The sequence below is a fragment of the uncultured Chitinophaga sp. genome, from assembly GCF_937874145.1.
GTDB lineage: Bacteria > Bacteroidota > Bacteroidia > Chitinophagales > Chitinophagaceae > Chitinophaga.
In genome coordinates this window covers 1-10,513 of the sequence record NZ_CALNBI010000437.1, presented here as the reverse complement: position 1 = coordinate 10,513, position 10,513 = coordinate 1, and the positions used below count along the sequence as shown (strand labels likewise).

11 protein-coding genes are annotated in these 10,513 nt (G+C 54.4%); 5 read left to right on the top strand and 6 right to left on the bottom strand.

What is annotated here, in order from left to right; translation table 11 throughout:
* A partial coding sequence (locus tag Q0510_RS21085; protein WP_298716042.1) for an aldehyde dehydrogenase family protein occupies positions 1-519 on the top strand: 519 nt, incomplete at its 5' end.
* 263 nt (positions 520-782) lie between these two features.
* Here Q0510_RS21085 and Q0510_RS21080 read toward each other — a convergent pair.
* The gene (locus Q0510_RS21080) at positions 783-1,274 is read right to left on the bottom strand and encodes an AraC family transcriptional regulator (RefSeq protein ID WP_298716040.1); all 492 of its coding nucleotides are present in this window, start codon (positions 1,272-1,274) and stop codon (positions 783-785) included.
* Between the two features lie 95 nt (positions 1,275-1,369).
* Here Q0510_RS21080 and Q0510_RS21075 point away from each other — a divergent pair, with 95 nt between their 5' ends.
* Complete coding sequence (locus Q0510_RS21075) at positions 1,370-2,245, top strand: c-type cytochrome (protein WP_298716038.1); 876 nt, start codon at positions 1,370-1,372, stop codon at positions 2,243-2,245.
* A gap of 2 nt (positions 2,246-2,247) precedes the next feature.
* A complete protein-coding gene (locus tag Q0510_RS21070) occupies positions 2,248-2,550 on the top strand; it encodes a cupin domain-containing protein (protein WP_298716036.1) in 303 nt (100 codons plus the stop codon).
* A 288-nt stretch (positions 2,551-2,838) separates the two neighbouring features.
* On the opposite strand, the gene Q0510_RS21065 is transcribed toward Q0510_RS21070, so the two are convergent.
* From Q0510_RS21065 to Q0510_RS21045, 5 genes are all read right to left on the bottom strand, one after another.
* Positions 2,839-3,039: a hypothetical protein gene (locus Q0510_RS21065; RefSeq protein ID WP_298716035.1), complete on the bottom strand. Its 201-nt coding sequence runs from the start codon at positions 3,037-3,039 to the stop codon at positions 2,839-2,841.
* Positions 3,040-3,073: 34 nt separating this feature from the next.
* Positions 3,074-4,318 (bottom strand): ATP-dependent Clp protease ATP-binding subunit ClpX, encoded by a 1,245-nt coding sequence (gene clpX, locus Q0510_RS21060; RefSeq protein ID WP_298716033.1) that lies wholly within the window; start codon positions 4,316-4,318, stop codon positions 3,074-3,076.
* 193 nt (positions 4,319-4,511) lie between these two features.
* Positions 4,512-5,225: an ATP-dependent Clp endopeptidase proteolytic subunit ClpP gene (clpP, locus tag Q0510_RS21055; protein ID WP_298716031.1), complete on the bottom strand. Its 714-nt coding sequence runs from the start codon at positions 5,223-5,225 to the stop codon at positions 4,512-4,514.
* Positions 5,215-6,585 carry a trigger factor gene (gene tig, locus Q0510_RS21050; RefSeq protein WP_298716029.1) on the bottom strand — a complete coding sequence of 457 codons (1,371 nt, stop codon included), beginning with the start codon at positions 6,583-6,585 and terminating at the stop codon, positions 5,215-5,217. The genes clpP and tig overlap by 11 nt, the downstream gene beginning before the upstream one ends.
* Before the next feature lie 313 nt (positions 6,586-6,898).
* Positions 6,899-7,927, bottom strand: coding sequence for a GntR family transcriptional regulator (locus Q0510_RS21045; protein WP_298716027.1), 1,029 nt, complete (start codon positions 7,925-7,927; stop codon positions 6,899-6,901).
* Positions 7,928-8,038: 111 nt separating this feature from the next.
* Between Q0510_RS21045 and rhaT the strand changes: the two genes are divergently transcribed.
* Together rhaT and Q0510_RS21035 are read left to right on the top strand one after the other, a co-directional pair.
* A complete protein-coding gene (gene rhaT, locus Q0510_RS21040; RefSeq protein WP_298716025.1) occupies positions 8,039-9,094 on the top strand; it encodes an L-rhamnose/proton symporter RhaT in 1,056 nt (351 codons plus the stop codon).
* A gap of 7 nt (positions 9,095-9,101) precedes the next feature.
* A partial coding sequence (locus tag Q0510_RS21035) for a bifunctional rhamnulose-1-phosphate aldolase/short-chain dehydrogenase (RefSeq protein ID WP_298716023.1) occupies positions 9,102-10,513 on the top strand: 1,412 nt, incomplete at its 3' end.

Sequence of the window (10,513 nt, the reverse complement as noted above, 5' to 3'; positions counted from 1 at the left end):
TACCTCCAGAGTTGCGTCGCGGACGCAGTGGCCAACGGCGCAAAAGTGATCAACCCGTTTGGCGGCGCGGCCAACGCATCATTCGTGTTCCCCGCCATCGTGTATCCCGTCAACGAAAAAATGAAATTATACCGCGAAGAGCAATTCGGCCCGGTGATTCCCGTGGTACCTTTCGATGATATCGAAACGCCGATCCAGTACCTGATCGAAGCGGATCACGGGCAGCAGGTGGCCGTGTTCTCCAACGACGCGGCGGAGCTCGCTTCCCTCATCGATCCGCTGGTGAACCAGGTGAGCCGCGTGAACATAAATTGCCAATGTCAACGCGGTCCCGACATCTTCCCGTTCACCGGGAGAAAGGATTCCGCGGAAGCTACGCTCTCAGTTTTCGATGCTTTACGTGCGTTTTCGATCCGTTCATTAGTGGCTACAAAGCAGACAGAAGAGAACAAAGCGCTCATAAATGAGATCGTAAGCGCCCAATCTTCGAACTTTTTATCCACAAAGTATATTTTTTGATAAACTGTAAAGCGGCGTGTATCACTTGACTTCCTGATCAGGGTCATGCTTTTTTTCTTTTTTTTCAATATTTACACCTTAGTGTGATGGAAAATTGATAACAGAAAGTTAAATTTGAGTTAATTACTTTCCTTACCAATTTATCAACCTAAACATTAAGAAAGATCGAGAAAATTTTACTCCAAAAAGAAGCCGCCCCCCTCGGGGCGGTTTTTATTTGCACCCGCTAAAGGAGTAATACGGCCTTTTATCCGCTTTCACGATCACATTTGCCAGGCCTTCAGCTTCGCCGGCGGAAAGCCGTACAGGCGCTTGAAAGCGGCGGAAAAATGATTCGGGGAGCTGTAGCCCAGGAAGTCGGCCACTTCATTTACATTTCTTTTCTCTTCGATAATAAGCCTGCGCGCGGTTTTCATCCGCATTTCCTGCACATAGCCGAACACGGTGTTACCGAATAATTGCTTAAATCCTTTTTTCAGTTTGAATTCATTCAGCCCGAAGCGGCGGCAGAGAAAGCCCAGGCTGAGGTGTTGGTCCAGGAAGTTTTCGCGGAGGAAGTCCTTTACCGACTGGAGCCGCGAAACATCGGCCGGGGGAATAATGCGCCCGGGTTCTGCTTTCACCTGGAAGTGAAGCAAGGCCTGGATGGGATCCCAGTCGCCCGCGTAGTCCTGATCCGGTACCGTGGCGTGATCCATGAAAAATGCATGCGTGGCAACAACGCTTTGCGCGTCGATTGAAGTTTTTGGGGTCATAACGAAATCCGTTTGTCGTACTGTATAATCCGTTTTGCGTACCACCAGGGGTTATAGGGTGGCTTACTTTTGATGCCACAAAAATAATCAATCTTATGTTGCGGAAAATACTGAAATGGACAGGCGGAATCATCGGTTTACTGGTGGCGGGCCTACTTATATTTTATTTCACCATGCATATCAAGGTGAAAAATAAACGGGACAAAATCTACGACGTAGAAGTACGGATGTTTGAAATTCCCTCGGATTCCGCCACTGTGGCGGCTGGTGCGCATATCTACGCAACACGTGGCTGTGCAGATTGCCACGGCGCCGATATGGCCGGAAAAATTTTCATGGACGAAGGCCCCATCGGCACCCTGTCCGGCACTAACCTCACCCGCGGCAAAGGCAGCAAAACGGCGGATTACACGGACCGCGACTGGATCCTGGCGTTGCGCCATGGTATCCGGAAAGATGGGAAATCCTTACTGGTAATGCCTTCCTACGAATATTACCGGATGACGGACAAGGACCTCGGTTCCCTCATCGCCTATCTCAAGGCAGCGCCTCCGGCCGACCATGAAGTGGCCCCGCCGCGCCTCGGCCCCCTCGGCACCATACTCTCCGCCCTGGATAAAATCCCCCTCATCCCCGCGGAGAAAATCGACCACGCCTGGCAGCCCGGCAAACCCATTCCCAAAGGCCCTACAGCCGAATACGGGCAATATCTCTCCATGTCCTGCACCGGATGCCACCAACCTAACCTGAGAGGCGGAGAAAGCCCCATTCCCGGCGGCGTCTATGTACGGGATATCACCACCGCGGGCAATATCGGCAAATGGTCGGAGCAGGAATTCATCGCAGTGCTGCGTACAGGCAATACGCCCGATGGCCGCGCCATTAAGAACGAAGACATGCCCTGGCAGATGACCAACAAATATTCCGATGAAGAGCTGACCGCCCTGTACAGATATTTAAAAACCCTGTAACTATGGCCCTCCCGAGAACGATATACAATCCGGTGATCGGTGACAAGGTCACTTTCCTTGAAACGGCCGCAGAAACCCGCGGCGCCCGGGTAACGGTGGAAGTGGAGCTGGCGCCTGGCGGTAAAAACGGACTGCATTACCATACCACCTACCGCGAACATTTCGAGGTGGTGGAAGGAACGCTGGGGCTGCAGGTCGGAAAAGAAATTTTTCACCTGGATAGGGGTGGAAGGGCAGATGTCGCGTTATATGAACGTCACCTGTTTTTTAATCCCAGCAACGAACATCCGGTGACTTTCCCCTGAAGTTCAGCCACCTGGCCCTGTTGCTGGATATCGGTGAAACGTATCTGCCCGGTTTGCCTTACTGGCTGCAAAGCCGGTTGTTCAGGTACCTGGGCAGGAGGGCGCGGCGGAAAGGCGCCGCGAAGGAGTTGGAACATTATTATAAACAAACAGAGACGCCGGTAGGCGCCTCTGTATAAAAAAGATGAATATGCTTTTGTTGCTTGTGTCTGCTGCGCAGAATTCGCGTGATTTCATTTATTGTCTGGTTTCAGACGCCTGCCGCAGCATCCGCCGCGCCGCCTGATGTTAATCCAGAAAATCTTCCGCGGCGTCTGGCTTTTGCGGTTGGGCGCCGCCTGCCATTCCGGCAAACCACACGTCTACATTGCCCGCGATCATGGGGGGCAGTTTGCTTTTCACAAAATCTTTCACGGCTTCGATGGCTTTTACAGCCTGTTCGTCGTTAATGCCGGCTTTATCTTTCACTTGCTGGATGAGCTCTTGCATCGGGTTGCTTTTTTATCGTTGATGAAACGGGTGATCAGGCTACCTTGAGGGCCACGAGTGTGCTTTTCTCGAGCTTCTCCGCGGCATAAGCGCGGGTGAGCACGAAGGTCTTCTCGTTGGTGCTGGGCAAATTGAACATTGCGTCGGCCAGTACCACTTCGCAGATGGAGCGGAGGCCGCGGGCGCCCAGTTTGTATTCCAGGGCTTTTTCCACGATGTAATCCACCGCATCGGCTTCTATATCGAAATCGATCCCTTCCACCTTGAACAGCTTCTTGTACTGTTTTACCAGGGCGTTGCGGGGCTGGGTGAGGATGGCTTTGAGCGCGTCCTTGTCCAGCGTGTTGAGATAGGTTACCACCGGCAGGCGGCCCAGCAGTTCGGGGATGAGGCCGAATTGCTTCAGGTCCTGCGAATTGATGTAGCGCAGGATGTGTTTGCGGTTCTGCTCTTCCTGTTCCTTGTTCACCGTAAACCCGATGGAATGGGTCTGGATACGGCGGGAAATGATACGGTCAACGCCGTCGAAAGCGCCGCCGCAGATGAACAGGATATTCTGTGTGTTTACCTTGATCAGTTTTTGCTCGGGGTGCTTGCGGCCGCCCTGCGGGGGAACGAGCACTTCGGTGCCTTCCAGGAGCTTCAGCAGGCCCTGTTGCACGCCTTCGCCGCTCACGTCGCGGGTGATGGACGGGTTATCGCTTTTACGGGCGATTTTATCGATCTCATCGATATAAACGATCCCTCTTTCAGCGGCTTCCACGTCATAATTGCAAACCTGGAGGAGGCGGGTCAGGATGCTTTCCACGTCTTCACCCACATAACCGGCTTCGGTGAACACCGTAGCGTCCACGATGGTGAAGGGCACGTTGAGGAGACGGGCGATGGATTTGGCCAGCAGGGTTTTGCCGGTACCGGTTTCGCCCACCATGATGAGGTTGCTCTTCTCGATCTCCACGTCATCTTCCGTTACCTGTTGGTTGAGGCGCTTGTAGTGGTTGTAAACGGCCACCGCGAGGATTTTCTTCGCATCGTCCTGACCAATCACGTATTCATCCAGGAATTGCTTGATCTCTACCGGTTTGGCCACTTTGGGTACAAAGTGCGAAGGGCCGGCTTTGCGGGGAGCCTCCCCGCCGGGGTTCAGTTCCTGCTCGATGATCTCCTGTGCATTGGCCACGCAGTTTTCACAGATATGGCCCTCCGCTCCGGCGATCAGTATCCTCACCTCGTCTTTGTTCCGGTTGCAGAACGAACAGCGTATCTTGGATTCTTTCATTTATCAGATTTTTTGAATGTAAGGCTGTTTTTGCCTGATTTACAAGGGTACAAATTTACGCATTTTTTGCGGGTTTGAGAAGGGCAAATAGGCCGGAATGCCGCCGGGCACGGCCCGACCGGTCTTTTACACAGGCGGCAAGAAAAAAGGCGCTTCCGTTCAGAAGCGCCTTTTTTATGCGTTTGTCCCTAAGTTACTGGGCGGTACCATTGCCTTCCGCAGCTTTCTTACGGGGATTTTTATCCAGTACGTCGTCGATGATGCCATATTCCTTGGCTTCGTCGGCTGTCATCCAGAAGTCACGGTCACCGTCTTTCTCCACTTTCTTCACGGGCTGGCCGCAGTGGCCGGCGATGATTTCGTTCAGCTCTTTCTTCAGCTTTACGAACTCACGTGCCGTGATCTCGATGTCGGAAGTTTGGCCTTCCGCACCGCCATGTGGCTGGTGGATCATCACACGGGCGTGCTTCAGGGCGGTACGCTTGCCTTTCGTGCCGGCTACCAGCAGCACGGCGCCGAAGGAGGCGGCCATACCGGTACAGATAGTGGCGATGTCGGGCGAAACGATCTGCATGGTATCATAGATACCCAGACCGGCATATACGGAGCCACCGGGGCTGTTGATGTACATCTGGATGTCGCGGTTGCGGTCGGCAGACTCCAGGAACAACAACTGTGCGGTGATCACATTCGCCACATAGTCGTTCACCGGGTCACCCAAAAAGATGATACGGTCGGCCATCAGTCGGGAAAACACGTCCATCTGCTGCATATTCAGCTGACGCTCCTCCAGGATATAGGGGGTAAGCGCGTTGAAATTCGAGCTACGGGCGTAACTATCTACAACCAGGCTGCTGATTCCTCTGTGGTGGATCGCATATTTCCGGAATTCGTTATTAATGTTCATGATGGTGATGTTTATGAGGTAATTTAACAAATTCTTCTGCAGTAATTTCCTCTTCTTTTACGTTCACCTTGGCTTCAGCCCAATCAAACAGCTTCTGGGTGATCAGCTCACGATACGTCTGGTCAACATACTTCTCATCCTGCAGCAGGCGCTCCAGGTAGCTGTCCATCCACTCCGCCTGCTCGCCGCCGAGGCCGTAGTAAGACATCAGTTTGGTACGTGCGTTGTCTTTCAGCTCGTCGAAAGAAACGTCCAGTTTGTTATCGCGGATCAGTTTGTCGCTGATGAGTGTCCAGCGCAGCTGATGGTCGAAGTTCGGGTATTCCTGTTCTGCTTCGGCTTCCGTTTTCGGATTTTCGCCGCCTTTCTGCAGCCAGCGTTTGAGGAAGTCTTTGGGAAGCTCGATAGGCGTTTCGTGCACCAGCGTCTCGAACAGGTCGTTGTGCAGGTGGTTCGTAGCTTCCTGTTTCCAGTACTTGCCGATCTCTTCGCGGAGTTTTTCGCGGAAAGCTTCAGCGGTAGCGATGTTCTGGCCGGGGTATACTTCGTTGAAGAATTCCTCGTTCAGTTCGCGCTTTTCGATCAGGGTGAGTTTGGTGATGGTGAGCTGGAAGTATTTTTTCGCAGCGTCTTTATCATTGGCCAGGCCGAGATCTTTGGTGATGTATTCGATTCGGTCTTTATCGAAAGCTTTGGAAAGCTGGAACACCACTGTGTCGCCTACTTTCTTGCCCATCAGTTTTTCCTGCGCGGCAGCGGCGAAGGTTTTCACGAGGAGGGAGTTTTCCTTCTTCTCGGCGCCTTCTGCGATGTTGCCTTTGCTGTCCGTCTCGATGAACTCGAGGTTCAGCACGTTGTTTTCGCCGGTAACGGTTTCGGGCTCGCTGGATTTGCCGCCTTTCAGCTGCAGGCGGTCCAGTTCCTGGTCAACGATCTCGTCGGTCACCTTTACATTGTAGCGGGTGAGGGAAGTTTTCGCGAGCAGGGGATCCACGTCGAAAGCAGGCTTCAGGCCTACTTCAAAAGCGAAGTCGAATGCTTCAGGTTTATTGTAATCGAAGTTCTTTGCTTCATTCTCAAGGGAGAGGGGCTGGGCGAAGATCTCCAGTTTCTCGTTCTGGATGTAAGTCATCAGTTCCTTTTCCACCGTTTTCAGAATTTCGTCTGCAAACAGCGCCTGGCCGCTCATTTTCTTGATCATGCCGGCGGGAACCTGGCCTTTCCGGAATCCAGGGATGTTGGCTGTTTTGGAAAAATGCTTGACAGCTTTCTCGAAATTCGGAAGGTAATCTTCCTGGCTCACTTTCACAGTGATCTTATCATTTAATAAACCAATGTTCTCTCTGGTTACGGTTGCCATTTTTGCTTTTTGTTAATATTAAAACACAGAAAATAAATATTGTTTGCTGTTTCCCGTGCCCAATCCTGCCAACCAAGATTGTGCCACGGCCCCGCAGTACGGGAAACCTGCCTTTTTAGCAGGGCGGGAGGGCCGTCAGACCGACAGAATATCACTCCCGCCAGCCCCCCGACGCAAGTCAGGCCCTGGATAAAGCGATAGATCTCAACGGTTTGTAAAAAAATGCCACTGCCGGCGAAGCGCGAAGATAGCGCGTTTTCGTGAATTTATGCCCTACGGCAGCTCATATAAGGAAACATCAGCATGGATGGCTTCAGAGCGAAGCCCGTGGCGTCACACGGAAGGGAACCTCCACCTGCGACAGCGCCCCGTCCAGGATCATCCCCGCCGCCAGCTCGCCCATCAGCTGGAAGTCTGTCGATATCGTCGTCAAACCATTCAGGATAAAGGGTTTCAGCGGTGTTTCATTGTACGAAACGATCCCCGCATCCTTCCCCGGCGTCAGCCCTTGCGCCCGCGTCTTCCCGATCAGCTCCACCAGGTCGCTTTCCCGCAGGTTGATATACACCTCCCCGGGCCGCACGCCACCCGCCGTCAGGTCATGCACCACCCGCGCAGGGAACGCATAATCCTGGCAGAACTGCAGGAACCCGTCGCGGATCTCGTCCGGGTAATAAGAGTTCTCCGGGAAAATGAGCGTCAGCGCCTGGTAATGCTCCAGCCGCTCCCGCAACGCCTCCAGCGCCTCGTAAATGTTCTCCCGGAAATTCTCGTACACCGCCCCGTAACCGCCCGTTACCCCCTTCAGCTTTTTGTCGAGCAGGATCAGCTTTTCCCGCGGGATGTCATTCAGCAACTCCTCCACCTCCACGCGCTCCCGGAAATGCGGGAGGATCACCACATGCGTGTATTCCGACAGGTTTCTTTGCAGCAATTTTTTGAACAACCCGAAATCGCTGTTGTAGATATAGAAGTCGATGCTGGCCGCGTCGCCCAGTTTGCCGGCGAAGGCGTCGTAGATGATTTTTTTATGCTCGCTGAGCTTGTTGAAAAGCAACAGGATTTTGAACTGCTGCCGCAGCCCCGTTTGCTGCACGAAATATCCTTTCCCCGGCACGGAGCCCAATATCCCGCGGGCCTTCAGCAGCTTCAGCGATTTCTCGGCCGTGTCGCGCGAGATGTCCAGCTTGTAGGAAAGCTCGTTGATGGATGGAAGGATGTCGTTCTGCTTGATCTTTCCCTCGCCGATCGCCTGCAAAAGCGCGTCGGCCAGCTGCTGGTATTTCGGCGTGGCGGAGAAGTCGTCGATGGCGATATGCCGGAGGATGTCTGGTGTTTTCATAACGTCTCCCAAAGTAGTGAAATAATTGAAAAAACACAGGCAGGACGGGGCATGACAGTGATTCCGGACGCTTTGCATATTTTGTGAGTCACTTACAAAAATCCACGTTTTATGAATGCTATCCTGGGATTGTTCTTCCATTTGCTGGGCGGGTTCGCCTCCGGAAGTTTTTATCTGCCATACAAGAAAGTCAGGGGCTGGAGCTGGGAAAGTTACTGGATCACCGGCGGGCTCTTTTCGTGGCTGATCGTTCCGTTTATCGCGGCATGGCTCACCGTGCCGGGGTTCATGGACATCATCAAAAACACCGACGGCGCCACCTTGTTCTGGACGTACTTCCTGGGCGTGCTCTGGGGCATCGGCGGGCTGACGTTCGGCTTGTCCATGCGCTACCTCGGCATGAGCCTCGGGATGGCCGTGGCATTAGGGTTCTGTTCCGCCTTCGGCGCGCTCATTCCCCCGATCTACCGCAGCATTATGGCGGATAGCGAACATACTTTCGGCGCGATGATCAGCACCCACGGCGGCGTGTTCGTACTCCTCGGCGTGGCGGTTTGCCTGCTCGGGATCATGATCAGCGGCAAAGCAGGGATGCGGAAAGAAAAGGAGCTGACCGACGACCAGAAGCAGGAAAATATCCGCGAATTCGACCTGAAGAAAGGTTTGACCGTGGCCAGCATCTCCGGCATCCTCAGTGCCTGCATGAGCTTCGCGATTTCCGCCGGAGGCTCCATGGGCAAGGAAGCGGTGGCCAACGGCGCCAATCCGCTCTTCGCCAACAACGTAACTTTTGTCGTGATCATGCTCGGCGGGTTGACGACCAACTTCATCTGGTGCATGATCCTCAACGCCCGCAACCGTTCTTTTAAAGATTATACGAACAAGGGGACGCCCCTGGCCGCGAATTACTTCTTTTCCACCCTGGCCGGCACCACCTGGTTCATGCAGTTTTTCTTCTATGGTATGGGAGAAAGCAAGCTCGGCAACGGCGCCGGCTCGTGGATCCTCCACATGGCCTTTATCATTCTGATTTCCACGTTATGGGGGTTTGCGCTGAAAGAATGGAAAGGCGTGTCCCCCAAAACCTACCGGACGGTACTGGCGGGAATCGCCACGATTATTTTGTCTGTCATGCTGGTAGGGTACGGCACTTCACTTGAAAATTAATTGATCGATGACGAAGCAATTCAAACATGTAAGTTATTTATGGGATGAGGCCAAAGCCGCCGCGATGGCCGGCGATGAAGTGGCCCTGTTGATCTACCGGTCCAACCTCCTGGGAGCTGACCTGCGGCTCACCAATTATGGCGGCGGCAACACCAGCTGCAAGGCCACCGCGCCGGATCCCCTCACCGGCAAGCCTGTGGAAGTGATGTGGGTGAAAGGCTCCGGCGGCGACCTCGGCACGCTCCAGCGCAGCGGCCTCGCCGCGCTGTATGTGGACCGCCTCCGCAGCCTGAAAAATATCTACAAAGGCATGCAGATGGAAGACGAAATGGTAGCGCTCTTCGATCATTGCATTTACGACCTCAAATCCAAAGCACCTTCCATCGATACGCCCCTGCACGGTTTCCTGCCGTTCAAACATATCGACCACCTGCACCCGGACGCCGCGATCGCCATCGCCGCAGCGAAAGACGGGGAGCAGATCACCAAAGAATTGTTCAACGGCAAGATCGGCTGGGTGCCCTGGCAGCGCCCGGGCTTCGACCTCGGTCTGCAGCTGAAGGCCTGCCTCGACGAAAACCCCGGCATCCGCGGCATCATGCTCGGCTCGCACGGGCTCTTCACCTGGGGCGATACGGCTTACGAATCCTATATCAACACGCTGGAAGTAATCGAGCAGTGTGCGGAATACCTGGAGAAAAACCCCGGCAAGGCGCGCCCCGTATTCGGCGGCCCCCGCATGGAAGCGCTCCCCAAAGCAGAAAGGCTCGCGCAGGCGGCGGAGCTGGCGCCCGTGCTCAGGGGGCTTGCCTCATCGCACCAGCGGATGATCGGCCACTTCACCGACGACGAGCGCGTGCTGCAGTTCATTCACTCGAACGACCTGGAGCGCCTCGCGCCCCTCGGCACCTCCTGCCCCGACCACTTCCTGCGCACCAAAATCAGCCCGCTGGTGGTGCATCCCGAAACGGCGGCAGACCGCACAAAGCTGGAAGCCGCCTTCGAAGCATACCGGAAAATGTACGCGGATTATTACGGCGCCTGCAAACATCCCAACAGCCCGGCCATGCGCGATCCGAATCCTGTGGTGATATTGTGCCCGGGAATTGGTATGTTCACCTTTGCAAAAGACAAACAGACGGCACGCGTAGCCGCTGAATTCTATATCAACGCCATCAACGTGATGCGCGGAGCCGAAGCCGTATCGGCGTACACTTCGCTGCCCCGGCAGGAGGCGTTCGACATCGAATACTGGCTGCTGGAAGAAGCAAAACTCCAGCGCATCCGCGATGGTCTGCGCGCCGCCGACTTCCAGGGTCAGGGTGTCGAAGAAATGCTGATTGACCCGCACGATGCCGCGCGCCTCAAGCCCTGCGGCGAGCAGGCAGGTCAGCCGGTGCACACGCTGGGCGATGCGCT